Consider the following 24597-nt stretch of genomic DNA (forward strand, 5'->3'; position numbering starts at 1 on the left):
CTCCTGCTAACGAAACATGGACTATCGATTGTAGCAAGTCCAGCATCATCGGACTACAGTGTCAGTACTCAACTGAAGGAGCTTCCATGAAAACCATTTTGATTACCGGCTGTTCGTCGGGCTTCGGCCTGGAAACCGCGCGCCATTTCCTTGAGCGTGACTGGAACGTCATTGCCACCATGCGCGTGCCGCGCGCTGATCTGCTGCCGGCTTCGCCACGCCTGCGCATGTTGCCGCTGGATGTAGCCGACGCCGACAGCATCGCGCGCCTGGTCGCGGCAGCCGGGCCGATTGACGTACTGGTCAACAATGCCGGCATCGGCGCACTGGGCGCGCTGGAAAGCGTCGATATGGCAACCGTGCGCGAAGTGTTCGAAACCAATGTGTTTGGCACCATCGCCATGACGCAGGCGCTGCTGCCGCAGTTCCGCCAGCGTCGCGCCGGCGTGGTCATCAACGTGACGTCCAGCGTGACCTTGAAGTCGCTGCCATTGTTGTCGGTGTACACCGGCAGCAAGGCGGCGGTGAATGCGTTCACGGAATCGCTGGCGCTGGAATTGGCGGCGTTCGATGTGCGTGCGCACTTGGTGCTGCCGGGACGCGCGCCATCCACCAGCTTCGGTGCGAACGCGCGGGAGCGCCTGCAAACGCACCAAGCCTATGCCGAGCTGACGCAGAGTATCTTTGCAGGATGGGCGCAATCCACCGAGGCCGTCACCGAAGCGGGCGACGTGGCGGAAGCGGTATGGCGCGCCGCCACCGATGCGGCTGCGCCGCTGCGGATTGCAGCGGGAGCCGATGCGGTGGCGTTGATGCCGGACTAGTCGTCCTTGGCGCCGTCGATGCCGAGTTCGGCGATCTTGCGGGTGATGGTGTTGCGGCCGATGCCCAGGCGCACCGCCGCGTCGTTCTTGCGGCCATGCGTGTGCTTCAGCGCAGTACGGATCAGCGCCGATTCGAACTGCCGGCCCAGCACCGCCATCACTTCCTGCTGGCCGCCGCTGAGCATGCTGGCGGCCTGCATTTCCAGCAATCCCAGCCACGCGTCCGGCAAACCGGCGGCGCCATGGCCATTGGCGCCCGCCACCGGGGTGACAGTGCCGTGATGTTGTTGCGTGCTGTAGCTTTCGCCCGATGCCGGCGTCGAAGGCGCTGCCGCTGCCGCTGACGCGCTGCCTGCCTGTTCCTGCGACAACTCCAGCGGCAGGTCCTTGATCTCCACCGTCTGCCCCGGTGCCATCACCGTGATCCAGTTGCACAGGTTCTCCAGCTGGCGCACATTGCCCGGCAATTCCAGGCTGCACAGGAACTGCAAGGCGGCGTCGCTCATGCGCTTGGCTTCGACACCCAGCTGCTTGGCGCTCTGCACCAGGAAGTGACGCACCAAAATAGGGATGTCCTCGCGGCGCTCCCTCAAACTGGGCAGGCGCAGGCGGATCACATTCAGGCGGTGGAACAAGTCCTCACGGAACAAGCCGTCGCGTACACGCTGCTCCAGGTTCTGGTGCGTGGCGGTAATCACGCGCACATTGGCTTTCAAGGGCTGGTGGCCGCCGACGCGGTAGAAATGGCCGTCCGACAGCACGCGCAGCAGGCGCGTTTGCAAGTCAAACGGCATGTCGCCGATTTCGTCGAGGAACAGCGTGCCGTTCTCGGCCTGCTCGAAACGGCCGCGGCGCGTGGTCTGCGCGCCGGTGAAGGCGCCGCGCTCGTGGCCGAACAGTTCGGATTCAAGCAAGTCCTTCGGGATCGCCGCCGTGTTCAGCGCGATGAAGGGCTGCGCCGCGCGCGGCGAATGCTTGTGCAGCGCGCGTGCCACCAGTTCCTTGCCGGAACCGGATTCGCCGGTGATCAGCACCGTCACGTTCGATTGAGAGAGGCGACCGATCGCGCGAAAGACTTCCTGCATCGCCGGCGCCTGGCCGAGGATTTCCGGCGTTTCGGCCGGCCCGGATTCAACGCTGGTTTCGCGCAGGCTTTCGTCCAGCGCGCGGCGGATCAGCTCAACGGCCTTGTCGATATCAAACGGCTTGGCCAGGTATTCAAAGGCGCCGCCCTGGAAGGCCGCGACAGCGGAGTCCAGGTCGGAGAAGGCGGTGATGATGATGACCGGCAGGCCGGGGAAGCGTGACTTCACCAGTTGCAGCAGGTCCAGGCCGGAATCGCCCGGCATGCGGATGTCGGACACCAGCACCTGCGGCGTCTCGTACTCCAGCGCCGCGATGGCGTCGCGCGCATTGGCAAAACTCTTGGTGGCCAGGTTTTCCCGGGCCAATGCTTTTTCCAGTACCCAGCGGATCGATTCGTCGTCGTCTACTATCCAGATTGGCTTCATGTGTTGTGTGGTTTCCGCGAGGATCGTCAATCAAGGGACACGGTCCGCAATGCCCGCCACGGCTTATGGCAGCGGCAGCAAAATACGGAAATCCGTACATCCAGGCCGGCTCTCGCACTCGATCACGCCCATGTGCTGTTGCACGAAGGTCTGTGCCAAGGTCAGCCCCAGGCCGCTGCCGCCTTCCCTGCCCGATACCAGCGGGTAGAAGATGCGGTCGCGGATCTGGGGTGCGATACCCGGTCCATTGTCAATGATATGCAAGTCTAATGCCAGCCCGTACCTGACCTTGGCCAGCGTGACCTGGCGCGCTACCCGCGTCTTCAAAACAATCTGTGCCTCGCCGGCTTCGATCTGCGCCGACAAGGCTTGGGCGGCGTTGTGGGCGATGTTCAGTACGGTCTGGATCAGCTGTTCCTTGTCGCCACGGAATTCGGGGATGGAAGCGTCGTAGTCGCGCAAAATGGTCAGGCCGGACGGGAACTCGGCCAGCATCAGGCTGCGCACGCGCTCCAGCACCTCGTGGATGTTGACGTCGCCAACGATGTGCGGCCGGCGGTGCGGCGCCAGCAGCCGGTCCACCAGTGTTTGCAGGCGGTCGGCTTCCTTGATGATGACCTGCGTGTACTCGCGCAGCTGTACCGCGTGCGCGCCCGGCAGTTCCATCTCCAGCAGCTGGGCGGCGCCACGGATGCCGCCCAGCGGGTTCTTGATCTCGTGCGCCAGGTTGCGGATCAGCTCCTTGTTGACCTGGCTCTGGTCGAGGATGCGCTCCTCGCGGTCCAGCTTCAGGTGCTGCTGGTTTTCGCGCAGCTCGATCAGCACGCCGCCGGACGGCTCCTCCACCGCCGACACCATGCTATGCACATGCAGCGGCTCGCGGCCAGCGCGTTCCAGCGTCAGGTCCTGGCGCAGGTCGGAGAATTTATGTTCGCGCGCCTGCGCGCAGATGTGGTCCAGCTCGTCCGGGTTGACGAACTGCGCGCTCAGTGTCTGACGCGACAGCGCCTTCAGCGAGCTTTCCAGCAGGTTCTCGGCGGCAGCGTTGGCGTAGGCGATCTTGCCTTCGGCATCGACCAGCACCACGGCCGACGCCAGCAGCTCCAGGCCCGCCAGCGATGGCGGACGGTTGATAGCGGCGGCCGCGCGGGCCGCGATATTACTCACAATACTCATCGGATATTCGCGATCTCACGTTTCAAGGCATCGACATTTTTCTCCGAGCGGCCGATGCTGTCGCGCAGCCCCGCCACCCGCTCCTGATACTTCGCGTAATTGCGTTCATCGCCACGTCGTTCCGGCTCGCCGCCGTTGAATTCACGGCGCAGCTCGCTCAGCTTTTGCATCTCCGCCTTCAGCTCTTCTTCAAGGATGGCGCGGCGGTCGGCGTCGCGCGCCTTCTGCTCGGCGCTGTCGACGCGCGGGAAGGCGCCGGGAGTCGCTTCGGCAGCAGCAGCCGGCTGCGCGCCGCGAGCCGGTCCGACACGGCGCGGCGGCGCCGGAATCCCGCCCGGCACATCCATCAACTCACAGTGCGGACCGACCTTGAAATTGGTCAGCTCCTTGCTGCCGCTGGGTGTGGTGCACTTGTAAATCTGCCCATGCGCCGCTGTGGCCGAGGCCAGCAGCGCCGGCAACGCCAGCAACAGCGTCAGTTTCAAACTCATTGTCATTCGTAGATCCGTGGTCAAAAACATCCCTCACGAATATACAGCATCCAAATAAAAACGCGGGGAAAGCTCTGCTCGCCCCGCGTTGCTTGCTACCTCACCAACAGGTGATTACAGCGAGTAGTACATGTCGAACTCGGCAGGGTGAGTCGTCATGCGCATGCGCTGGACGTCCTGCATTTTCAGTTCGATGTAAGCGTCGATCATGGAGTCGGTGAACACGCCGCCACGGGTCAGGAACGCGCGGTCCTTGTTCAGGTTGTCCAGTGCTTCTTCCAGCGAAGCGCACACGGTCGGGATCAGTGCATCTTCTTCCGGCGGCAGGTGGTACAGGTCTTTCGACGCTGCTTCGCCTGGGTGGATCTTGTTCTGGATACCGTCCAGGCCGGCCATCAGCAGCGCAGCGAAGCACAGGTACACGTTCGCCAGTGGGTCCGGGAAGCGGGTTTCGATACGGCGGCCTTTAGGATTGGCCACGTGTGGAATACGGATCGAAGCCGAACGGTTTTTCGCCGAGTACGCCAGTTTCACTGGTGCTTCGTAGCCTGGCACCAGGCGTTTGTACGAGTTGGTGCCTGGGTTGGTGATCGCGTTCAGCGCCTTGGCGTGCTTGATGATGCCGCCGATGTAGTACAGCGCTTCTTCCGACAGGCCGGCATAGCCGTCGCCAGCGAACAGGTTTTTGCCGTCTTTCCAGATCGACTGGTGCACGTGCATGCCCGAACCGTTGTCGCCAACGATAGGTTTTGGCATGAAGGTAGCGGTTTTGCCGTAGCTGTGGGCCACGTTCCACACCACGTACTTCAGGTTCTGGGTCCAGTCGGCGCGCTCAACCAGGGTCGAGAACTTGGTGCCGATTTCGTTCTGGCCGGCGCCAGCCACTTCGTGGTGGTGCACTTCAACCGGGATGCCCAGCGATTCCAGGATCAGGCACATTTCCGAACGCATGTCCTGGAAGCTGTCCACTGGTGGCACCGGGAAGTAGCCGCCCTTGACGGTTGGACGGTGGCCGCTGTTGCCGCCTTCGATTTCCTTGTCGGTCGACCACGACGCCTCGTCGGAGTCCACTTTGACGAAGCAGCCGGACATATCGATCTTCCAGCGCACGCTGTCGAAGATGAAGAATTCTGGTTCCGGGCCGAAGTAGGCGGTATCGCCGATGCCCGAGGCTTTCAGGTAGGCTTCAGCGCGCTTGGCGATGGAGCGTGGATCGCGGTCATAGCCCTTGCCGTCAGCTGGCTCGATGACGTCGCACTGCATGAACAGCGTGGTTTCTTCCATGAACGGGTCGATGCGCGCGGTGTTTGGGTCCGGCAGCAGGATCATGTCGGATGCTTCAATGCCTTTCCAGCCGGCGATCGAGGAACCGTCAAACGCGTGACCCGATTCGAACTTGTCGATGTCGAAAGCCGACACTGGCACGGTGACGTGCTGTTCTTTACCACGGGTATCTGCGAAACGGAAATCAACGAATTTGACTTCGTTTTCCTGGACCATTTTCAAAACTTCTGCGGCCGTAATTGCCATGCGTATCTCCTAAAGGGAATATGTGGAACTCGTGAGACCTAAATAAGCAGTAACCGTGCCAGCCCGAACCGCATGGAGCGCAGAGTAATCACGCACTGTTTTAGTGCGACTCCTGCATTTTGCACCTTGTGAGTGCATTTTGGGATAATTTCTGAAAGACGCATGGTTTTGGTGCATCGGGGTCACGGGCTTACGCGGACGCCATATAATAAACTCAAACCCATCACCGGAAAACCTTATGAGCAAAATAGATGAGATCCTCGCCCTTGCCCGTAGCCGCAGCAAGGATTGGCCCTATGCCGGTGCGGTGACGCCGGCCGAGGCATATGAGTTACTGGGGGCGGAAAACGGCATCAAGCTGGTTGACGTGCGCACGAATGCCGAGCGCGACTGGGTCGGCCGGGTGGCGATACCTGAGGCCCAACATGGTGCGGTGCAGTGGAACACTTATCCTGGCGGCAACGCCAACCACGAATTCATCGAGCAATTGAATGGTGTGGCGCGCAAGGACCAGGTGATTTTGTTCCTGTGCCGTTCCGGCGTGCGCTCGCGTGGTGCAGCCAAGCTGGCGACCGAGCACGGCTACCAGCACTGCTACGACATCCTCGAAGGCTTCGAAGGCGAAAAGGACGACAAGGGGCACCGCAAAAACATCAACGGCTGGTGCCACGCCAACCTCCCCTGGATCGGCGCCTGAAAAACCGGGGTCAGTTCTGCCAAACGTACACGGGCTCAACTGCTGCGCAGTTGAGCCCGTGTACGTTTGGCAGAACTGACCCCGGTTTTAGGCTTCGCCCATCAGGAACAGGATGCGCTTGCGGACGAACTGGATGTGGCTGCGCAAGCCGTACAGGCCGTCGGCGAACGATAGCGGGATCGATACCTGGTTGACCAGTTCTTCGATCTCGTTGAGCCGCTTGAGCTGCTCTTCGTAGACTTGCATGCGCGTCGCTTCCGGCGCCTCTTCCACCTTCTGCTCTACCGCGCGCAACTGGCCGTACCACTTGTACACGCGCGAGCGGATGCGCCACACGTACAGCGGCGGCACTACCTTCGACAGCGGCAGGATCAGCGCACCCAGCGCCACCACCAGCACCCACATGCGGTCGAAGAAATTCGCCAGCCAGAAGGTCATGTAGCGCTGCAGGAATGGCGGACCGCTCTTGTAGTACTTGGCTGCTTCCGGATCGACCGGGATCTCCGTGTACTTCGCAGACGGGAACTGGCCCTGCTGCTGGAACCAGCCAGCGCCACCATGAATGCCGGACGCCGCTTGCACAAACAAATCCACCAGCGCCGGATGCAGGTCTTCGCGGCCGACCAGCGTGGCGGTCGGCGCGATCAGGTTGTAATCCTCGGCCGGCAGGTTGCGGCCCAGGTCGACGATGCCCTGCGGCAGCATCACATGCGTGAGGAAAGGCAGCTTGCGCGAGTAGGCCTCCGCCTGGTTGAAGTCGAACAGCTTGATGCCCGGCGTTTGCAGCAGCATCTGGATCAGCGGCGCTTCCGGCGCCGAGGTGAACACCAGGCCGTCGATGCGGCCTTCCAGCAGCTCCACCGTGGCTGGCGTGTTGGCCAGCGAATAGCGTTCGACCTCGCCCTTCTCCACGCCGTTCAGTTCGAGGATCTGGCGGAACAGGCGCGGCGAACCGGCGCCTTTCGGGCCGTAGTTGATTTTCTTGCCGCGCAAGTCGGTCAGCTTGGTGATCGGCGGCTTGCCCTTCTCTTCGCGCAGGAACAGCCACAGCGGCTCGACAAACAGGCTGCCCAGCGAGGACAGGCCTTCACGCTCGGCCGCTTCCTCGTTGGTGGAGCCGCTTTGCACGAAGGCGATATCAACCTTGCCTTCCTTCAGATTGCGCAGGTTTTCGCTGGAGCCGGCGGATGGCACCAGCGTCACCTTGACGCCATGCTTGGCCAGCGCGGCGGCGTATTTCTTGCCGAATTCCTCGTAGGCGGAGTTTTCCTGTCCGCTGCCCAGGCGCACCGTGCGCGGCGGCGCCGGGTCCACCAGCCAATAGGCCAGCAGGCAGACGCCAACGATGGTCAACACCGTCGGCGCGGCGGCGATGATCAGGTCTTTCACCGAAAACTGGGTGAACTTGAGGATCTTGGTCATATGGTGGCGCAGTGGTTTCATGGGCTGATACATTGCCAATAATTATGAAACTATGCAAGGGGCGCACGCGGCGGCGGAGCACGCCTCCGCCGCGTGGCGTAAAGTTAGCCGCCGCAGGCTGGCAACGGTTTTGCCGCTGCCGGGGCCGCGCCGCCGGCCTGCAACGCCACCACCGGCGGCGTTGCACCAGGTTTCGGGACGGCGTTCGGTTCGATCAGCGGCATCAGATGCGGCGCCAGCACCACCAGCAGTTGCACCGGCAGCGCGCTGGTGAAGTCATAGTTCTTCGATTCCGGCCCGTGCACATAGGCGGTCATCGAACCAAAGAAACGCCCGCCAATGTTGAACACAAACGTCGCCGACCGGTTCACATAGCGCGACTCGATCAGGCGGCCGCCAGCGCCATACACATCAAAACGCTGATCGCCCGTGCCGGTCTTGCCACCAACCGGAATGATGACGCCATTTGCATCGACAAACGCGCCCTTGACCCGCTTGGCCGTACCATCCGACACCACGCCACGAATCGCCTCCGCCACCACCTGCGCCACTTCCGGCGCCAGCACCTGCTCATTGGTGGTCGGTGGCGCCTTGGTCACCAGCGTCTCGTACGGCGTGCCCTTGGCGAAGTGCAGCGACGTCACGCGCTGCGAACTCTTGCGCACGCCGCCGTTGACGACGATCCCCATCATCTCTGCCAGCGATGCCGGCCGGTCAGCCGAAGCGCCCAGCGTGGTCGCATATGACGGCACCAGCGATTCAAACGGATAGCCCATCTTTTTCCACTGCTTGTGGATTTCCATGAAGCCTTCCACCTCGATCAGGCCGGCGATACGGCGATCCTGCGCGTGCTTGCGGTGCGTCTTGAACAGCCACTGGTACACATCCTGGCGTTCCTGTTCGCTGGCCTTGGTCATCTCGCTCAAGGTCGCGCCAGGATGCAGGCGCAGATAGGCCGCCATCCACAGTTCCAGCGGGTGCACGCTGGCCAGGTAGCCACGGTCGGCCAGCGACCAGTTGCCGATCGCGTACTGATCGTACAGCTTGGCCACGCGCTCGTCCGATACCTCGTTCTGCGACGGCAGGTTGTCCTTCAGGAAGGCGGCAAACTGCGCCGGCGTCGCCAGCGGATAAACGGTGCGGTGTATCACCGCCAGCCGCACCGGCGTGCTGCGGATATTCGCCAGCAGGATCTTGTCCAGCTCGTTCTGAGGCTTGCCCTTGTACTTGGCGTAGAAGCGCGCCAGGAATTCCTTGCCTTCCTTGTCGGCGAAGCGCGCCAGGTAGCCGGCGCGGCGCGGATCATCCGCATCCGCCAGCAGCGATGCCGACGAGCCGGGCGACTGGAACATATAGTACTTGGCGACGTCACGCATCAAGCGCACGAACACCAGGTTGGTCGAGCGCCGCAGCGCTTCGGTCACGGTCAGGATCTTCGCGTTGTCTTCCTTGGAGAAGTTGCCGAAGTAATGCAGCCCGCCGCCGGTGAAGAAGCCCTCGCCCGGATTGCCTGAATACCTGCGTTCCATCGCCGCGTGCAGCATCGCCGTCAGGTCGCGCTTGTCGACAGGCAGGCCCTTGAAGTATTCCAGCGCCCATGCCGACAGCTTGTCCTGCGGGTCCACCTTGACCTGCGACAGCGCCGCGTTGTCCATGGCGCCGTATTTCTTGTGCAGCTGGTCCATGATGTCCAGGTAGGAAATCAGCGTGCGCAGCTTGGCGGTCGAGCCCAGATCCAGCTTGGCGCCTTCGTTGATGTCCAGCGGCTGGTCGAAGTTGTCGGTCTGCAGGCGCAGCAGGTTGTTCTGCTCGCCCTTCTCCAGCAAGGTGAAGCTGTACACCACCTTGGCCGGATCGCCATTGCCCAGCATGCCCTTGCCGGTCAGGCCGGCGGCCTTGGCCTTCTCCGGATCATGCAGGTCTTGCAGCACCTGCGTGACGGCAAACTGCGCCTGCGCGTCCAGCGTGCTGACCACGCTCAGGTCGAGGCGGTCCAGGTTGTACATGCGGTTGTCACCCAGCAGATTCGCCAGGTGGTTGCGGATCGCGTTGGTGGCCTTGCGGCTGACAAAGGTTTGCGCCGGCGCCGATTGCAGGCCGTTGCCGGTCGCCGGATGCAGCACCTGTTTCAGCGCCATGTCGCGCAGCGCCGGCGTGATGGCGCCGTCGGCAGCGAGGATGCGCAAGTGGCTGTTGGCCAGCACTTCCAGGTCGGCAGTGCCATCACCCAGATAATAGCTCGGGCGGCGCTGCGCGATCATCAGGCTCAGCGCCTCCTTGAACACCAGCGCGGTTTCCGCGTCCGGCTTATCCAGCTTGCCGGTCAAACGCTGGTTGACGTCGTCGAACGGACGGCCGTACCACACCCACATGCCATCGCCCAGACCATTCACCTCGCCATAGCCCGGCTTGGCCGACAGCGGCACGGTGTTCAGGTATTCCAGCACGACGCGGCGGCGCGCCTTGGTGGTGTCCGGGCCGTCCATATAGGCACGCATCGTCGCCGACACCATCTGCTGCAGCTTGTCGGTCATCGAGCCGGTGCGGCCTTCCGGCGAATGGCGGTACTTCTCAATCTGTGTCGCCAGCGTGCTGCCGCCAGCCGCGCGATGGCCGCCAGCCACGGCGCTGACGCTCTTTTCCAGCACCGCCTTGGCCAGCCGGTCCCATTCCACCGCCGGATTGCGCTTCGGATAGGTGTTGTCCAGCAGCTCGCGGTTCTCGATGAACAGCAGACTGTTGACCAGCGCGATTGGCGCCTGCTCGAAGCGGTTGTAGATGCGCTCCGGATAGCTGGCGGCAAACAGTTCCTGCGCGCGGCAGTCATAGATCGTCAGGCCGGTCTTGGTCTTCTCGCGATAGGTGGCAAACACGCCCATGTCGATCAGGTCAGCCATCTTCGGCGAAATGCGCGCCTGCGCCGTGACCTGGTAGTCGCGCTGGCTCAGCTTGCCGATATAGTCCGGCAGGCCGGCATAGCCTAGCCGCTCGTCATACGGACTGTCGTGCGGGAAGCGGATCGATTTGCTCGGTCCCTTCTCCATGCGATAGGTCATCTTGCTGGCCAGGTCGCTGAAGACGGCGGCTTGCATCGTCGAGTTCAACGTTTCGCGATAGCCCCAGTAGGCGGCAAAGGAGACGCCCACCAACAACACCAATAGCAAGGCATTGCGTGAGCGCTTGCTTTTCTTTGGCGCGCCCTCTTCCGGCGGTGGTGGGGATGGCGGGTCCATCTGCGCTTGCGCCAGGTGGTCTTCGGTTGCTTCAGGAGTATTAGGAGGGAGCATCACGATGTTTCAGTCAATCTTGCTAGCTTCCATTGCACCACATCAGAGCGATGCTGACCGGCGCCAACGCACAATAATTGTATGACGCCGTTTGTTTTTCGCAAAAAAACAACGGCGCTCTACCTGAAGCAGGAGCGCCGTGTCATGCGACCGTCACAAAGCGGACTAGGTCAGCTTGAACTCTACATTAAGCTTGCGCAATTCGTCGCACAATTGAATGAAGGCAGTCGCCGTCTGTACCGGTTCGCCTTTGACGCCCAGCTCGATATGCCGGCGCGTGCTGGCATCGCCCACGTTCGGCAGGCTGAACACCTTGACGCGCGGGTACTGCTGCTCCAGCGCCACCATCAGCGGCGTCAGCGCCGATTCAGCCGCCTCGTACACCAGCACCGATTCCTCCAGGCGCGGTTCGCGGTTGAACAGGTCGGCGTAGTGGTTGTCCAGCACCCACTCCAGCATCGGCCAGGCCATCACCGGAAAGCCCGGCACGAAGTAGTGCTTGCGCAGCGCAAAGCCGGCGATGTTGTTGTACGGGTTGGGAATCAGCGCCGCGCCTTCGGCGAATTCGGCCATTTTGAGGCGATGCAGGTTTTCGGCGGAATTCAGGTCGGCGCTCTGGCCGGCTTCCTGCGCCATTTGCACGATGCGCTGCTGGATATTGACCTTGCCCTGCGCGTGCAGCACCAGCGGCAGGCCCAGCGCGTCGGCCGCTGCCTGGCGCGTGTGGTCGTCCGGCGTGGCGCCGATGCCGCCGCAGCAGAACACGATGTCGTCGCTGGCGAAGGTGCGCTTCAGCGTATTGGTGATACGCTCCGGATCATCCGGCAGGACCTCGGCCCAGGTCAGCTGCAGGCCGCGCGCCGCCAGCATCTGCACCACTTTCGGGAAGTGCTGATCGACCCGCCGGCCCGACAGGATTTCGTCGCCAATAATGATGAGTCCGATAGTCATGCCAACTCCTTGGTTATTTCTTGCTGCGCCCGCAACTGCGCCAGCGCATCCATGCAATAGTACGCGAACCACAGGCCGGTGAAGATAAAAATCAGTACGTACAGCCAGATCGACGCCGCCGCCAGGAAGGGGAAGAACACCACCGCCATCACGCCGCCCAGCCAGATCGCGCCCGGCAGCGCGCCGGCCGCGCCGGAAATGACGCCTATCGCCAGCAGCCGCAAACGGTGCTGCTTGAGGATCTGGTGCCGCTCCTCGCTGCTGGCGTAATCGGCCAGCACGTCGTACACCATCACGCGGCAGGTCAGCCAGCCCCACAGCAACGCCTGCACCAGCACCGCCAGCGGCGGGAAGGCATACAGCGGCAGCGTGACGATCCACAGGCCGATGAAAATCAGCATGCCGCCCAGCGCCACGCCGACGCTGCCGAGGATGGAGCCGCCCTTGCGCTGCTCCAGCTGAGGGAAGTGGCGCAGGCCGACGTGGCGGCCGATCACCGGCATCGCCACCACGCCGATGAAAATCAGCGCAGTCAGTATCATCAACGGCAGCAGCGCCAGCATGGCGATCAGCGGCGGCACCACCGACGTCAGCGTGCCCAGGCCGAGGCTGCGCAGCCAGCTGGTGCTGGTGGCGAACAGGTTATGTTCGGTGAACAGCGCGTGTAGATAATCGACCAACGGTTGCAAGTAAAAATACAAGGCCGCCGCCCAGACGCCCAGCGCCAGCAGGAAGGGAGCGATGCTCATCAACAGCATCTTGCCATGCCATTGCGACAGGAAAGCGCGGCTCCACGCGCGGAGTACGGCGCCCATCAGACCACATCCTTGCGCGCAAATTCCACCATGCGCTTGAGGCCCAGCAGTTGCTGCGACCAGAAACCTTCACCATATTCGCGACCCGGCGCGGCGCGGCCATGCGCATCGCTGCGCGGCAACTGGTCGCGGATGCCGGTGGCGACAAAGCGCGGCGTAAAGTTCGCGGTGCGGAAGATGATGTCCCACACCGGTAGCAGCACGGCGAAATTGCAGCCGCCCAGTTTGCCATCGCCGTTTTCATGGCCGACGCCAATCGCGTGATGCATGCGGTGATAGCGCGGCGACACCAGCAACCGCTCGCCCAGCCAGCCGAAGTGGATGCGCACATTCGCATGCTGCAGGCTTTGCAGGATGCGCGACACCGACACCAGCAGCACATATTGCGCCGGCTCAACGCCGATGCACAGCGCGATCACGCCCATATAGACATCGCGCAGCAGGTCGTCCAGCACGTGGTTGCGGTCATCGCTCCACAGGTTCATATTCTGCTGGCTGTGGTGCAGGCCATGCAGCGCCCACCACCAGTTGAACTTGTGCGAGGCGCGGTGATACCAGTAATCGCAGAAATCCAGCACCACGAAATACACGGCAAACGCGGCCAGCGGCCCGATGCCGGGCCACAGCGATTCCAGGTTCAGCGGCTGGAAGCTTTCAAACCGCAGCCAGCCGGCGATGGCGTCCATCAGCGGATCAAGCGTGAAGAAGATCAGCAGCGAGAAGATGCCGATGCGGTGCAGCACCGTGTAGAGGAAGTCATTCCAGCGCGCGCGGCGGTCGGTGATCTGCTGCGCCGGAATCAGCGACTCCAGTGGCCGCAGCACCAGGAACAGCAGCGCCAGTTCCAGCATGCCGATCAGCAGCCATTCGGTGCCCTCGAACGCGTCCTCGACGTGTTCGCCGAAGCCCAGCTGGAACACCAGCGGCTGGATCGCGGTTTCAAACAACCAGCCCTGGGCCAGGCCCAGCCAGTCGGACAGAGTTTCTATCATTTTTTATAGTCAGGATGCTCGCGCAGCGTGGCAAAACACATGCCTTGCTGCGCCAGGCCGTTAATCAGAGGTTCAAGATTCGCTGGCGCCCAAGCATCCTTGCGCGACCAGATACCCATATGCATCAAGACGATATCGCCGCCGCGCAGGTCGCGCAACATCTTTTGCAAAAGTACCGTATTCGGATACGCGGCGCTCGGCAACTCGTCACCGGAGAAACCGGCCGGCGCCCAGCCTGCATGCGCGTAGCCGCAAGCCTTGCCGATCTCCAGCAGCCGCGTCGAGGTACGGCCGGCCGGCGCCCGCCACAAGGGATCGAGCGGCTTGCCAGTCAGTTCCAGGAAGCGCTGGTCGACCCGCTTCAGCTGCTCGCAATATTGTTGCGGCGTCCAGCTGACCTGCTTGCCGGCCTGCGGGCCGAAGCCGGGCTTGACCACCACCTTGCCGTCGGCGCCATCGCGCACGAACACTGCATGGTCCCAGGTGTGCGTGCCGATTGCATGGCCTTCCGCCACGCGCGCCTTCCAGTAGGCGGCCCACGACGGATCGAGCGAATAATCGCCACGCACGGTTTTCTCGTTGGCGAGGAAGAAGGTGGCCTTGATCTGGTGGCGCTTCAGCGTGTCGGCGATCAGTTCGGCCTGCGACTGGCTACCGGTATCAAAGGTCAGATAGATGGTGCCTTTGCAGGCGGCCTGCGCGCTCGGCGCTGCCGCCAGCGCCATCATGGTCAAGGCGGCGGCGCGTTTCATCAGCGTTGCGCGGAATTGAAGAAGAACACGCCGTGCGGCGAGCGGCCGACCGGTATGGTCTTGATGACCTTGCGGGTCTTCAGGTCGATCACCGCCACCTTCTTGATCCAGCGCAGCGTCACCCACATGGTCTTGCCGTCATCGCTCACTTCCATGCAATCCGGGCCGCCTGGCACATTGATCTGGCCGACGTTTTCCAATGTCTTCTGATCAATGATGTTAATCGAATTGGAAACACGGTTCGACACATAGGTATAGCGGCCATCGCCGGCGGAGCGGAAGTTGTGCGCGCCCTGCCCTGTCTTGATGCGCTTGACGGTCTTCTGCGTTTTCCAGTCGATCACTTCAACGTAATCGCCGCCCATGATGCCGACCAGCAGATACTTGTCATCCGGCGTCATGACGATACCGGCAGGCAGCTTGCCCACCGGGATGGTCCACTTGACCGTCTGCGTGCTCAGGTCGATGGCGCTGACTTGATCGCTGCCCTGCTGGGTGATGAACACCATGTTACTGGCGGCGTTGAAGGCCATGTGGCTGGGCAGCTTGGGCAGCGGCAGGCGCTTGGCCAGCGTCAGGTTGGCGCCGTCATATTTGTACAGGTCGACGCGGTGCAGGCGCAGCGAGTTCGATACAAACCACTTCTGGTCGGGCGAAAAACCAATCTGGTACGGGTCGGGAATGTTCTTCAGCGTGCGCTGCGGCTGGCCGGTTTTCGGATCGAGGAAGATCAGCTCATTGCCAACCGAGCTGGCGACGATCAGCGATTTGTTGTCCGGCGTCGCCATCAGGTGGTGCGGCTCCTTGCCGACCGGGATGGTCGACAATTCCTTGTAAGTGGCCTGGTCCAGCAGTTGCACGGTGGCGTCGCGCGAATTCAGCACCACCACCACATTCGCTTGCGCGTTGCCGATGGCAGCCATGGCGCAAACACACGAAAAAACGAAACTGCGTAACATGTAGAGGATCGCTATCAAGGCAAAACCGCATTTTACGTGCAAAGCCTATGCCCTGCTACAATTCTGGCCTGTTTCTAATGAAAGGAAGATCATGTCCACCATCACCACTCCATCGGGCCTGCAATACATCGAACTGAACGAAGGCGAAGGCGCTGAAGCCAAAGCCGGCCAGAACGTCACCGTTCACTACACCGGCTGGCTGCGTAACGACGACGGCAGCAAAGGCCCTAAATTCGATTCGAGCAAAGACCGTAACGATCCATTCGAGTTCGCCCTGGGCGCCGGCATGGTCATCCGCGGCTGGGACGAAGGCGTACAAGGCATGAAGATCGGCGGCACCCGCCAGCTGATTATTCCAGCGGACCTGGGCTACGGCGCACGCGGCGCCGGCGGCGTGATTCCACCAAACGCCACGCTGATCTTTGACGTCGAACTGCTGGGCGTTTAAGCACCCGGCCTAGCGCTGCCAGTTTCTGCGCAGCGCTTCTAATTCTGCTCGCGTGTCGAGCATGCCGCCGACGATGCGCTGGTCGATCGCTTCCAGCACCGCCGTCGGCATCTCGGTGCCTGCCATGCGATGCGCACCCATGGTCGCCAGCGGCCGCGCGTTCTGCGCCAGCACCGGCACCCGCCACTCATCGTTGGCGCGGCACGCCAATCCCACCAGATCCTGCGTGATCCCCACCAGCGTGAAGCTGCGGCAATACGTTCCCTCATTGGATAAGAAGCTCAGGCCGACGCGCACATCATTATCAGCTTGCGCCGCCGCGCCGCCCAGTTGCTGACTCAGGGAGGCGGCCAGCCTTCCCTGCGCCAACAGCAAGCCATTGCGGCTGATCACTTCGGTCGGCGGTGGCGTGCTGTCGCCAAACCAGCCCGGCTGCCACTTGGCCAGACCGAACTTGCCGGCGGCCAAACCCAGCACCATGACCAGCGCCAGCGCGCTCCACTCCAGCCAGCCCCAGTGGCGCCGCGTCGCCGCCCTGCGCAAGGCCTGCTGCTGCGCCAGCCGTTGCGCCCGCACCGTGGCCAGCTGCACCACATTGGCGCCCTGACGCGCGCGCATCGCGGACGGATTGTGCTGATCGGCATAAACACCTTCATCGCGCGCGGCACGCAGCCGCGCCACGCGGCGCGTCAGGCTGCTGTCGTGGCGCATCGCGGATTCGACCGCCAGACGGGTCACTTCGTCCAGTTCGCCATCGGCATACGCTATCAGTGTCTCGTCTGAAAAGCTCATGTTCCCCGTCCTTTACGCATTCCATCATAAACCTTTTTTGTAACGAATGCGGCTTTGCAGAAAACGTGTAAGCCCTTTAAATACAAGGCTTTAGTTACATTGCGGCGCAGCGGCTCAGCAAATACAAGGCTCGCTTCATAAGGAAACCATTACTTTTAACAATATTTATGCTAATCTGCGCGCTCCAATAACCAAGGAGGTAGTAATGAAAAAAGGCGAACTGATTGCAGAATTTGCGAAACGCACCGAGCTGTCCGCTGCTGCCGCCAACGGCGCAGTAAACACGCTGATCGCCATCATCACTGAGCGTCTGAAAAAAGGCGACTCGGTAGGCATCACCGGCTTCGGCACCTTCTCCGTAGCCAAACGCGCTGCACGTAAAGGCCGCAATCCTGCAACCGGCGAAGCGATCAAGATCGCAGCGTCGAAAACCCCGAAATTCTCGGCTGGCGCCACGCTGAAATCGGCAGTCAACCCGACGAAGAAGAAGTAATTCTTCCGGAGTTTTCACCGAGTGCCCGGGAGGGCACCGGCGACGGCGGCTCATGCGGGTACATCCCGGCATGGCCGCCGTTCTCTTTTGGAGCACGCCCTCTAGCGGGATTTGCCGCAGCTGCGGTTATGATGGCGCGTCTATCCCATCAATCACAGCAAGGAGCGCGGTATGAGTTTGCAAGAACAGTTTGAACAAGCCCAGGCGGACTCGAAGAATCTGCCGGAACGCCCGGACAACATGACGCTGCTGAAGATCTACGCCCTGTTCAAGCAGGCGTCGGCCGGCGATGCGACCGGTGAGCGTCCAGGCATGACCGACTTCGTCGGCCGCGCCAAGTACGATGCCTGGGCCGAGCTGAAAGGCAAAAGCCAGGACGAAGCCAAACAGCTGTACATCGATCTGATCGAAGATTTGAAGTGATAAAAAAAGGCCCTTGCGGGCCTTTTTACTTTTGCTTACTGCTTTTTCTTGCGGCGTGCGGCGAAGCCGACCAGGCCAAGACCGGCCAGCATCATTGCGTAGGTTTCCGGTTCCGGCACGGCCGAAATCAGGCTGAACGAGGTGATGCGCTGGTCAGCGTCGGTGCCGGCGACGCCGCCGGTGAAACCGACATACATGGTGCTGCCGAATTTCTGGCTCAGGTCGACGATGGCAGCGTCGCTGATGTTGTAGGTCAGGCCGGTTTTACCATCGGTCAGCGTGCCGGTCATGGTCAGCTCATGCGTGGTGGCGTTGTAGCTGACGGTCTGGGTGCCAGTCACATTGTTGGACGCGCCCAGGTTGAACGCGGCCGGCGTCAGGTCAGCCTGCACCGTGCCGTTGGTGCTCAGGCCGTATTCATTGTGGGTCCACGAACGGATGATCGAACCCACCGCGCTCGAACCCGAGCCGCCGATATTCCAGTAGCCCACATCGCCGCCGCCGACGCCGGTTACATTGGTGCCGACATTCTGGAAGGCCAGAGCGATACCGTCCGCCATCTTGCCCGAGTCGTTACCCTGCAGCGAGAAAGCAAAGCTGGTGCTGAACGACGTGGCGGTCGATACGCCCTGGGTCAGCCAGCCGGCGCCGGACACGCCCGACGCATTCGATGGACCATTGGTGTTGGTCAGCTGCAGCGAATTGCCCACGATTTTCGCGCTGCCAGCCAGGTTCAGCGTGGACAGGTCGATCACGGCGGCCGAAGCCGGCACGGCAAAAGCAGCTGCAACAACGGCGGAAATGGCAATCATGGAACGCATGGGGAATCCTTAAATTGAAGATATTCAAGTATTATACCGATGCATTCCTAAATTGCAATTTATTTTTTCATTAAACAACAATAATTAATATTTAGCAACTAAATTGCAGCAAACAGTTTACGCATCTTTTCACTCACCTTGGCCTCCACCTGGCTGGCCATCATGCTGATCGGGAAGCCCAGCGCGATCTGGATCTGCGCCTGATTCGGCTGCAAGGTCAGCGCGCCATTGACGCCATTGCGCTCGAAACGCAGCACGTCGCCGTCCCAGCGGCACGCCAGGTCGAATTGTTCGGCCAGTTTATCGGCCACTTGTTGCGCGGCCGCGCGGGCCTGCTCCGGCGCCAGCGTATGTTGCTGGACGATGTTGATGTCCGCCATGCGGATCCCCCTGCTCTGAATAAACAAAGGCGCCATGATGCCAGCTGCCTGCACGCGGCGCCAGTGTGCAAAGGGCGCGCCGATATATGTCGCGTTCCTCAAACGTATTTGCTTATATGTATTGTATATAAGCGCAATTTGTGAGAAATAGCGAATTACCTTAAAATGTAGTGCTTTGCCGAGGTTAGCCAGGCACTGCCCCGCCCGCCGACGCCGCTAGCACACCAACATTGATAGGACTGTTATGACCCACGTTGTCACCGAATCTTGCATCGCCTGCCGTTACACGGACTGCGTCGATGTTTGCCCGGTAGATTGTTTCCGCCAAGGCCCGAACTTCCTCGCCATCGATCCGGACGAGTGCATCGACTGCGCCGTCTGCGTGGCCGAGTGCCCGGTTAACGCCATCTATGCTGAAGAAGACGTCCCAGGCGACCAACAGCAGTTCATCAAGATCAACGTTGATTTGGCACGCAAATGGCCTTCGATCACCAAGACTGTCGCTCCCCTGCCGGATGCCGAACAGTTCAAGGACGTCAAAGAAAAACTGCAACTGCTGGCGCGCTAAGCCGCCATCTTTGAAATCACAGGAAACCCACGTATGAATAGCACCGTTACACCACCTGGCGTCATCGAAACCGATGCCGTCATCATTGGCGCCGGCCCGGTCGGCCTGTTCCAGGTCTTCGAACTCGGCCTGCTGGAAATCAAAGCCCACGTGATCGATTCGCTGGGCGCCGTAGGCGGTCAATGCGTGGAACTGTATCCTGACAAACCGATCTACGACATCCCTGCCGTGCCATCGTGCACCGGCCAGGAACTGACCGACAACCTGCTGAAGCAGATCGAACCGTTCGCGCCGACCTTCCACCTGGGCCAGGAAGTGACCAAGGTAGAACGCCGCGACGACGGCCGCTTCGACGTCGAAACCACGCTGGGCACCAAGTTCCTGACCAAGACCATCTTCATCGCCGCCGGCGTCGGCTCGTTCCAGGCGCGTACGCTGAAAGTGGACGGCATCGAAGTGTTCGAAGGCTCGCAGCTGCATTACAAGGTCAAGGACCCGGCGCAGTTCGAAGGCAAGAACCTGGTCATCTGCGGCGGCGGCGACTCCGCGCTGGACTGGGCGCTGAACTTCGTCGGCAAGGCCGAATCGGTGGTGCTGCTGCACCGCCGTGAAGACTTCCGCGCCGCGCCAGCATCGGTCGCCAAGATGAAAGCACTGTGCGACGACTACGAAATGCAGCTGCTGGTCGGCACCGCCACCGGCTATGAAACCGACGACGCAGGAAAACTGAACCACCTGAAAGTCACCGCCGCCGACGGCGTCACCCGCCGCGTGCCGCTGGACATGCTGCTGGTGTTCTACGGCCTGTCGCCGAAACTCGGCCCGATCGCCGAGTGGGGCCTGGACATCGAGCGTCGCCAGCTGAAAGTGCAGGACACCGAGAAGTTCGAAACCAACGTGCCAGGCATCTTCGCCGTGGGTGACATCAACACTTATCCGGGCAAGAAAAAGCTGATCCTGTCGGGCTTCCATGAAGCCGCGCTGGCTGCTTTCGGCGCCGCGCCGTACATCTTCCCGGACAAGAAGATTCACATGCAGTACACCACCACCTCGCCGAAACTGCACAAGGTGCTGGGCGTGGAGACGCCAGTCTTCGACTAAGCTTCAGGCGAGCAACAGTCCTACAGAAAAGCAGCGGAAACGCTGCTTTTTTTATGCCCGCGCAGGTATTATTCTTTTTTACAAGATTGCCTGTGGATAGTACGTAGCCTTTGCCCTGCAGCACCAGCAAATGCCTTACACCAAAAACACAGCACCTATAATTTGGCTTATGATGTAGATATTGGTGCACCGCACCAAGCCTATAAAATCGGGATGCCTTTATGCTCTACCAACTCCATGAAATGCAACGCTCGTTGCTGACGCCGCTGATGCAATGGGCCGATGCCTCATCCAAGCTGTTCACCAATCCGATCTCGCCTTTTGCGCACACGCCGTTCTCGCAACGCATCGCCGCCGGCTACGAATTGATGTACCGCCTGGGCAAGGACTACGAGAAACCGGCATTTGAAATCGACAGCACCGAGATCAAGGGCGAGACGGTAGGCATCATCGAACACGTGGCGGTCAACAAAGCCTTCTGCCGCCTGATCCACTTCAAGAAAGACCTGGACGACAAAAAGTTCAAGGCACTGAAACAGCCGACCGTGCTGCTGGTGGCGCCGCTGTCCGGCCACCACTCGACGCTGCTGCGCGACACCGTGCGCGGCCTGCTGGTCGACCACGATGTCTACATCACCGACTGGACCGATGCGCGCATGGTGCCGCTGTCCGAAGGCGCGTTCCACCTGGACGACTACATCTATTATGTGCAGGACTTCATCCGCGCGCTCGGCCCGGACGTGCACGTGATCTCGGTCTGCCAGCCGACCGTGCCGGTACTGGCGGCGATCTCGCTGATGGCCTCGGACAATGATCCGAAACTGCCGAAGACCATGACCATGATGGGCGGGCCGATCGACCCGCGCAAATCGCCAACCGCCGTCAACAACCTGGCCACCGAGAAGAAATTCTCGTGGTTCGAGAACACCGTGATCTATCCGGTGCCGCCGAACTATCCAGGCTTTGGCCGCAAAGTGTATCCGGGCTTCCTGCAGCACGCCGGCTTCATCGCCATGAATCCGGGCCGCCACGCGCAGAGCCACCGCGACTTCTACGATCACCTGGTCAAGGGTGACGAGGAAACTGCCGAGTCGCACCGCAAGTTTTACGACGAATACAACGCTGTGCTGGACATGCCGGCCGAGTACTACCTCGACACCATCAAGACCGTGTTCCAGGACTTTGCGCTGCCGCGCGGCGAATGGCTGGTGGGCGGCAAGCTGGTGCAGCCGGCCGACATCAAGACCGTGGCGCTGTTCACCGTTGAAGGCGAGCTGGATGACATCTCCGGCGCCGGCCAGACGCAAGCCGCGCACGACCTGTGCACCGGCATCCCGGCCGACATGCAGGAAGACTTCGTGACACCAGGCGCCGGCCACTACGGCATCTTCTCCGGCCGCCGCTGGCGCGAAATCGTCTGCCCGAAAATCACTGACTTCATCAAGAAGCACGGTTGAGAGCAAGGTTAAGCGCCCCGCATGACGGGGCGTTTTATATAATGGCGTTTTATCGCCATCCGTCAAACCGTGTCCACCGACAAATCCCTTACCGATCGCATCGAAGATGCCCTGCCACAGACGCAATGCACCAAATGCGGCTATGACGGCTGCCGTCCGTATGCGGAAGCGATAGCGGCCGGCGCGGCCGAGATCAACCAGTGCCCGCCCGGCGGCGCCGAGGGCATCGCACGGCTGTCGTCGGTCACTGGCCGCAAGGTGATTCCACTGAATCCGGTAAATGGGCTGGAGCGGCCGCGCGCGGTCGCCTACATCGACGAATCGCTGTGCATCGGTTGCACGCTGTGCATCCAGGCTTGCCCGGTCGACGCCATCATCGGTGCGGGTAAGCTGATGCACACCATCGTGCCGGCCCTGTGCACCGGCTGCGACCTGTGCGTGGCGCCCTGCCCGGTCGATTGCATCGTCATGTATCCGGTCACCGAAACCACCGGCTGGGACGCCTGGTCGCAGCCCGACGCCGACGCCGCGCGCGAACGGCACGACTTCCGCACATTCCGCCTCAAGCGCGACAAGGAAGAAAACGATGCCCGCCTGGCCGCCAAAGCGGTCGCCAAGCTGGATAAAGTGAATGCCATCGATCCGGCCGACGCCGAATCGGCCGCCGCGCTGGAACGCAAGCGCGCCATCATCGCCGCTGCCATGGAACGCGCCCGCCTGAAAAAAGAATCTGACAACAAATGAACGCAGCCAAACGCTACGAAATGTTTGTGCGCTTCCGCGCCGCCAATCCCCACCCCGTCACCGAACTTGAATACACCACGCCGTTCGAACTGCTGATTGCCGTGCTGCTGTCGGCGCAGGCCACCGACGTCGGCGTCAACAAGGCCACGCGCAAGCTGTACCCGGTGGCGAACACGCCGCAAGCGATCCTGGACATGGGTGAGGAGGAACTGAAGACCTATATACAGACCATCGGCCTGTACAAGACCAAGGGCAAGAACGTCATCGCCACCTGCAAGATCCTGGTGGAGAAGCATGGCGGCGAAGTGCCGCAGGACCGTGAATCGCTGGAAGAGCTGCCTGGCGTCGGCCGCAAGACTGCCAACGTGGTGCTCAACACCGCCTTCGGCCAGCCGACGATGGCGGTCGACACGCACATCTTCCGCGTCTCCAACCGCACCGGCCTGGCGCCGGGCAAGAACGTCGACATCGTCGAGCAGAAGTTGCTGAAGTTTGTGCCGAAAGAGTTTCTGCACGACGCCCACCATTGGCTGATCCTGCACGGCCGCTACACCTGCAAGGCGCGCAAGCCCGAATGCTGGAACTGCATGCAGGTCGACCTGTGCGACTACCGCGCCAAAACCCCCGCTCCCGCCACCGCCTGACACCCCCGGTGTCAGGTCTGACAATCGCACACGAGCTCATGTACCAAAGTCAGACCTGACACCGGTTTTTAGACCAGCACCAGGTTATCGCGGTGAATCAGCTCTCTGCCCTCGACGAAACCGAGGATGGACTCGATTTCGCTGGATGGCTTGCGCATGATGCGGCGGGTTTCGCCGCTGGTGTAGTTCGACAGGCCGCGCGCCACCGGCTCGCCGGCTTCGTTGACGCAGGTAATGACCGCACCGCGTCCGAATTCGCCCTTTACTTCCACCACGCCGATCGGCAGCAGCGACTTGCCTTCGCCGGTCAGCTTCAGTACCGCGCCAGCATCCAGCACCACCTGGCCGGCGGTATGCAGATGATCCGCCATCCACTGCTTGCGTGCAGTCAGATGGCCAGTCTGCGCCGCCAGTTCGGTGCCAATCGATTCACCGCTGGCCAGTCGCGCCAGTACCTCATGCTCGCGGCCATACGCTATCACGGTATGCGCGCCCGACTTGGCCGCGCGCTTGGCGGCCAGGATCTTGGTCAGCATGCCGCCGCGCCCCAGGCTGCTGCCGGCGCCGCCGGCCATCGCCTCCAGCGCCGCATCGCCGGCACGGCCATGCTGGATCAGCACCGCCGATGGATCCTTGCGTGGATCAGCGCTGAACAAGCCCTGCTGATCGGTGAGGATAATCAGCGCATCAGCTTCGATCAGGTTGGCGACCAGCGCGCCCAGCGTATCGTTATCGCCAAACTTGATCTCATCGGTGACGACGGTATCATTCTCGTTGATGATCGGGACCACGCCCAGGCGCAGCAAGGTGGTCAGCGTCGAACGGGCATTCAGGTAGCGCTCGCGGTCAGCCAGGTCGGCATGCGTCAGCAGCACCTGCGCGGTGCCCAACTGATGCGCGCGGAAGCTGGTTTCGTAGATCTGCGCGAGGCCCATCTGGCCGACGGCGGCGCAAGCCTGCAATTCGTGGATATCGGTCGGGCGCTGTTCAAAGCCCAGGCGCAGCATGCCTTCGGCGATGGCGCCGGACGATACCAGCACCACCTGCTTGCCGAGCGCACGCAGGCCGGCAATCTGCGCGGCCCAGCGTGCAATCGCGGCGTGATCGAGTCCGCGCCCATCATTGGTGACCAGTGACGATCCAACCTTGATGATGATGCGGTTTGCTTTTTGTATGACGGAATTCATAAGGCGACAATCTCAAAACAAGCGTAGGAAAATCTGCTGTGATTTGGCGGGCGGGTCGCCCTGCTTTGCCGCTAACAGTCGCCGGCCCTGCGATGGCAGGACGGGCGCCGAGATGGAAAGGCATAATCAGCT

The 24597-nt window shown here is 61.6% G+C and carries 25 protein-coding genes; 10 read left to right on the plus strand and 15 right to left on the minus strand.

Annotated elements, in window-relative coordinates; genetic code table 11:
* Nucleotides 1–86 precede the first annotated feature (86 nt).
* Nucleotides 87–824, plus strand: a complete 738-nt coding sequence (locus BLS51_RS22755) for an SDR family oxidoreductase (protein WP_090189443.1) — start codon at nt 87–89, stop codon at nt 822–824.
* On the opposite strand, the gene ntrC is transcribed toward BLS51_RS22755, so the two are convergent.
* The 4 genes from ntrC to glnA form a co-directional block, all read right to left on the minus strand.
* The gene (gene ntrC / locus BLS51_RS22760) at nt 821–2335 is read right to left on the minus strand and encodes a nitrogen regulation protein NR(I) (RefSeq protein WP_090189441.1); all 1515 of its coding nucleotides are present in this window, start codon (nt 2333–2335) and stop codon (nt 821–823) included. The genes BLS51_RS22755 and ntrC overlap by 4 nt on opposite strands.
* 63 nt (nt 2336–2398) lie before the next feature.
* Nucleotides 2399–3511: a nitrogen regulation protein NR(II) gene (gene glnL / locus BLS51_RS22765; RefSeq protein WP_090189439.1), complete on the minus strand. Its 1113-nt coding sequence runs from the start codon at nt 3509–3511 to the stop codon at nt 2399–2401.
* Nucleotides 3508–4002 (minus strand): DUF4124 domain-containing protein, encoded by a 495-nt coding sequence (locus BLS51_RS22770; protein ID WP_229207710.1) that lies wholly within the window; start codon nt 4000–4002, stop codon nt 3508–3510. The genes glnL and BLS51_RS22770 overlap by 4 nt, the downstream gene beginning before the upstream one ends.
* Before the next feature lie 114 nt (nt 4003–4116).
* Nucleotides 4117–5532, minus strand: a complete 1416-nt coding sequence (gene glnA, locus BLS51_RS22775; RefSeq protein ID WP_090189435.1) for a type I glutamate--ammonia ligase — start codon at nt 5530–5532, stop codon at nt 4117–4119.
* Nucleotides 5533–5770: 238 nt separating this feature from the next.
* Here glnA and BLS51_RS22780 point away from each other — a divergent pair, with 238 nt between their 5' ends.
* Nucleotides 5771–6229 carry a rhodanese-like domain-containing protein gene (locus tag BLS51_RS22780; RefSeq protein ID WP_090189433.1) on the plus strand — a complete coding sequence of 153 codons (459 nt, stop codon included), beginning with the start codon at nt 5771–5773 and terminating at the stop codon, nt 6227–6229.
* Between the two features lie 87 nt (nt 6230–6316).
* Here the strand turns inward: BLS51_RS22780 and BLS51_RS22785 are convergent, their stop codons facing one another.
* The 7 genes from BLS51_RS22785 to BLS51_RS22815 form a co-directional block, all read right to left on the minus strand.
* Nucleotides 6317–7651 carry a TAXI family TRAP transporter solute-binding subunit gene (locus BLS51_RS22785; protein ID WP_090189851.1) on the minus strand — a complete coding sequence of 445 codons (1335 nt, stop codon included), beginning with the start codon at nt 7649–7651 and terminating at the stop codon, nt 6317–6319.
* A 104-nt stretch (nt 7652–7755) separates the two neighbouring features.
* Nucleotides 7756–10884, minus strand: a complete 3129-nt coding sequence (locus BLS51_RS22790) for a transglycosylase domain-containing protein (protein ID WP_090189430.1) — start codon at nt 10882–10884, stop codon at nt 7756–7758.
* A gap of 219 nt (nt 10885–11103) precedes the next feature.
* Nucleotides 11104–11889 carry a competence/damage-inducible protein A gene (locus BLS51_RS22795; protein ID WP_090189428.1) on the minus strand — a complete coding sequence of 262 codons (786 nt, stop codon included), beginning with the start codon at nt 11887–11889 and terminating at the stop codon, nt 11104–11106.
* Entirely contained in the window at nt 11886–12704 is an 819-nt protein-coding gene (locus tag BLS51_RS22800) for an EI24 domain-containing protein (RefSeq protein WP_090189427.1), read from the minus strand. The genes BLS51_RS22795 and BLS51_RS22800 overlap by 4 nt, the downstream gene beginning before the upstream one ends.
* Nucleotides 12704–13696 (minus strand): sterol desaturase family protein, encoded by a 993-nt coding sequence (locus BLS51_RS22805; protein ID WP_090189425.1) that lies wholly within the window; start codon nt 13694–13696, stop codon nt 12704–12706. The genes BLS51_RS22800 and BLS51_RS22805 overlap by 1 nt, the downstream gene beginning before the upstream one ends.
* The gene (locus tag BLS51_RS22810) at nt 13693–14448 is read right to left on the minus strand and encodes a polysaccharide deacetylase family protein (RefSeq protein WP_090189424.1); all 756 of its coding nucleotides are present in this window, start codon (nt 14446–14448) and stop codon (nt 13693–13695) included. The genes BLS51_RS22805 and BLS51_RS22810 overlap by 4 nt, the downstream gene beginning before the upstream one ends.
* A complete protein-coding gene (locus tag BLS51_RS22815) occupies nt 14448–15371 on the minus strand; it encodes a YVTN family beta-propeller repeat protein (protein WP_229207709.1) in 924 nt (307 codons plus the stop codon). The genes BLS51_RS22810 and BLS51_RS22815 overlap by 1 nt, the downstream gene beginning before the upstream one ends.
* A gap of 127 nt (nt 15372–15498) precedes the next feature.
* Between BLS51_RS22815 and BLS51_RS22820 the strand changes: the two genes are divergently transcribed.
* Nucleotides 15499–15855, plus strand: a complete 357-nt coding sequence (locus BLS51_RS22820) for an FKBP-type peptidyl-prolyl cis-trans isomerase (RefSeq protein ID WP_090189421.1) — start codon at nt 15499–15501, stop codon at nt 15853–15855.
* 9 nt (nt 15856–15864) lie between these two features.
* Here BLS51_RS22820 and BLS51_RS22825 read toward each other — a convergent pair whose 3' ends face one another.
* On the minus strand, nt 15865–16647 hold the full coding sequence (locus BLS51_RS22825) for a hypothetical protein (RefSeq protein WP_090189419.1): 783 nt from the start codon (nt 16645–16647) through the stop codon (nt 15865–15867).
* A gap of 175 nt (nt 16648–16822) precedes the next feature.
* Between BLS51_RS22825 and BLS51_RS22830 the strand changes: the two genes are divergently transcribed.
* Nucleotides 16823–17140 carry an HU family DNA-binding protein gene (locus BLS51_RS22830; RefSeq protein ID WP_255490429.1) on the plus strand — a complete coding sequence of 106 codons (318 nt, stop codon included), beginning with the start codon at nt 16823–16825 and terminating at the stop codon, nt 17138–17140.
* 171 nt (nt 17141–17311) lie between these two features.
* Complete coding sequence (locus BLS51_RS22835) at nt 17312–17563, plus strand: acyl-CoA-binding protein (RefSeq protein WP_090189417.1); 252 nt, start codon at nt 17312–17314, stop codon at nt 17561–17563.
* 35 nt (nt 17564–17598) lie between these two features.
* On the opposite strand, the gene BLS51_RS30355 is transcribed toward BLS51_RS22835, so the two are convergent.
* A complete protein-coding gene (locus BLS51_RS30355) occupies nt 17599–18384 on the minus strand; it encodes a PEPxxWA-CTERM sorting domain-containing protein (RefSeq protein WP_090189416.1) in 786 nt (261 codons plus the stop codon).
* A 98-nt stretch (nt 18385–18482) separates the two neighbouring features.
* Complete coding sequence (locus BLS51_RS22845) at nt 18483–18764, minus strand: polyhydroxyalkanoic acid system family protein (protein ID WP_090189414.1); 282 nt, start codon at nt 18762–18764, stop codon at nt 18483–18485.
* Nucleotides 18765–19008: 244 nt separating this feature from the next.
* Here BLS51_RS22845 and fdxA point away from each other — a divergent pair, with 244 nt between their 5' ends.
* The 5 genes from fdxA (at nt 19009) to nth (ending at nt 23278) form a co-directional block, all read left to right on the plus strand.
* On the plus strand, nt 19009–19332 hold the full coding sequence (gene fdxA, locus BLS51_RS22850; RefSeq protein WP_090189412.1) for a ferredoxin FdxA: 324 nt from the start codon (nt 19009–19011) through the stop codon (nt 19330–19332).
* 33 nt (nt 19333–19365) lie between these two features.
* Nucleotides 19366–20433, plus strand: a complete 1068-nt coding sequence (locus BLS51_RS22855) for an NAD(P)/FAD-dependent oxidoreductase (RefSeq protein WP_090189410.1) — start codon at nt 19366–19368, stop codon at nt 20431–20433.
* A gap of 221 nt (nt 20434–20654) precedes the next feature.
* Nucleotides 20655–21890 (plus strand): polyhydroxyalkanoate depolymerase, encoded by a 1236-nt coding sequence (locus tag BLS51_RS22860; protein WP_090189408.1) that lies wholly within the window; start codon nt 20655–20657, stop codon nt 21888–21890.
* A gap of 69 nt (nt 21891–21959) precedes the next feature.
* Nucleotides 21960–22634, plus strand: coding sequence for an electron transport complex subunit RsxB (gene rsxB, locus BLS51_RS22865; RefSeq protein WP_090189407.1), 675 nt, complete (start codon nt 21960–21962; stop codon nt 22632–22634).
* Nucleotides 22631–23278, plus strand: a complete 648-nt coding sequence (gene nth, locus BLS51_RS22870) for an endonuclease III (RefSeq protein ID WP_090189404.1) — start codon at nt 22631–22633, stop codon at nt 23276–23278. The genes rsxB and nth overlap by 4 nt, the downstream gene beginning before the upstream one ends.
* A gap of 68 nt (nt 23279–23346) precedes the next feature.
* Here nth and proB read toward each other — a convergent pair whose 3' ends face one another.
* Nucleotides 23347–24465 (minus strand): glutamate 5-kinase, encoded by a 1119-nt coding sequence (gene proB, locus BLS51_RS22875; protein ID WP_090189402.1) that lies wholly within the window; start codon nt 24463–24465, stop codon nt 23347–23349.
* Between the last annotated feature and the right edge of the window lie 132 nt (nt 24466–24597).

It is taken from the genome of Duganella sp. OV510, from assembly GCF_900100205.1.
GTDB lineage: Bacteria > Pseudomonadota > Gammaproteobacteria > Burkholderiales > Burkholderiaceae_D > Rugamonas.

Excerpts from the sequence above, each read along its gene's own strand:
- BLS51_RS22755 (WP_090189443.1), top strand. The coding sequence starts at position 87 with ATGAAAACCATTTTGATTACCGGCTGTTCGTCGGGCTTCGGCCTGGAA.
- ntrC (WP_090189441.1), bottom strand. The coding sequence starts at position 2,335 with ATGAAGCCAATCTGGATAGTAGACGACGACGAATCGATCCGCTGGGTA.
- glnL (WP_090189439.1), bottom strand. The coding sequence starts at position 3,511 with ATGAGTATTGTGAGTAATATCGCGGCCCGCGCGGCCGCCGCTATCAAC.
- BLS51_RS22770 (WP_229207710.1), bottom strand. The coding sequence starts at position 4,002 with ATGAGTTTGAAACTGACGCTGTTGCTGGCGTTGCCGGCGCTGCTGGCC.
- glnA (WP_090189435.1), bottom strand. The coding sequence starts at position 5,532 with ATGGCAATTACGGCCGCAGAAGTTTTGAAAATGGTCCAGGAAAACGAA.
- BLS51_RS22780 (WP_090189433.1), top strand. The coding sequence starts at position 5,771 with ATGAGCAAAATAGATGAGATCCTCGCCCTTGCCCGTAGCCGCAGCAAG.
- BLS51_RS22785 (WP_090189851.1), bottom strand. The coding sequence starts at position 7,651 with ATGACCAAGATCCTCAAGTTCACCCAGTTTTCGGTGAAAGACCTGATC.
- BLS51_RS22790 (WP_090189430.1), bottom strand. The coding sequence starts at position 10,884 with ATGGACCCGCCATCCCCACCACCGCCGGAAGAGGGCGCGCCAAAGAAA.
- BLS51_RS22795 (WP_090189428.1), bottom strand. The coding sequence starts at position 11,889 with ATGACTATCGGACTCATCATTATTGGCGACGAAATCCTGTCGGGCCGG.
- BLS51_RS22800 (WP_090189427.1), bottom strand. The coding sequence starts at position 12,704 with ATGGGCGCCGTACTCCGCGCGTGGAGCCGCGCTTTCCTGTCGCAATGG.
- BLS51_RS22805 (WP_090189425.1), bottom strand. The coding sequence starts at position 13,696 with ATGATAGAAACTCTGTCCGACTGGCTGGGCCTGGCCCAGGGCTGGTTG.
- BLS51_RS22810 (WP_090189424.1), bottom strand. The coding sequence starts at position 14,448 with ATGAAACGCGCCGCCGCCTTGACCATGATGGCGCTGGCGGCAGCGCCG.
- BLS51_RS22815 (WP_229207709.1), bottom strand. The coding sequence starts at position 15,371 with ATGGCTGCCATCGGCAACGCGCAAGCGAATGTGGTGGTGGTGCTGAAT.
- BLS51_RS22820 (WP_090189421.1), top strand. The coding sequence starts at position 15,499 with ATGTCCACCATCACCACTCCATCGGGCCTGCAATACATCGAACTGAAC.
- BLS51_RS22825 (WP_090189419.1), bottom strand. The coding sequence starts at position 16,647 with ATGAGCTTTTCAGACGAGACACTGATAGCGTATGCCGATGGCGAACTG.
- BLS51_RS22835 (WP_090189417.1), top strand. The coding sequence starts at position 17,312 with ATGAGTTTGCAAGAACAGTTTGAACAAGCCCAGGCGGACTCGAAGAAT.
- BLS51_RS30355 (WP_090189416.1), bottom strand. The coding sequence starts at position 18,384 with ATGCGTTCCATGATTGCCATTTCCGCCGTTGTTGCAGCTGCTTTTGCC.
- BLS51_RS22845 (WP_090189414.1), bottom strand. The coding sequence starts at position 18,764 with ATGGCGGACATCAACATCGTCCAGCAACATACGCTGGCGCCGGAGCAG.
- fdxA (WP_090189412.1), top strand. The coding sequence starts at position 19,009 with ATGACCCACGTTGTCACCGAATCTTGCATCGCCTGCCGTTACACGGAC.
- BLS51_RS22855 (WP_090189410.1), top strand. The coding sequence starts at position 19,366 with ATGAATAGCACCGTTACACCACCTGGCGTCATCGAAACCGATGCCGTC.
- BLS51_RS22860 (WP_090189408.1), top strand. The coding sequence starts at position 20,655 with ATGCTCTACCAACTCCATGAAATGCAACGCTCGTTGCTGACGCCGCTG.
- nth (WP_090189404.1), top strand. The coding sequence starts at position 22,631 with ATGAACGCAGCCAAACGCTACGAAATGTTTGTGCGCTTCCGCGCCGCC.
- proB (WP_090189402.1), bottom strand. The coding sequence starts at position 24,465 with ATGAATTCCGTCATACAAAAAGCAAACCGCATCATCATCAAGGTTGGA.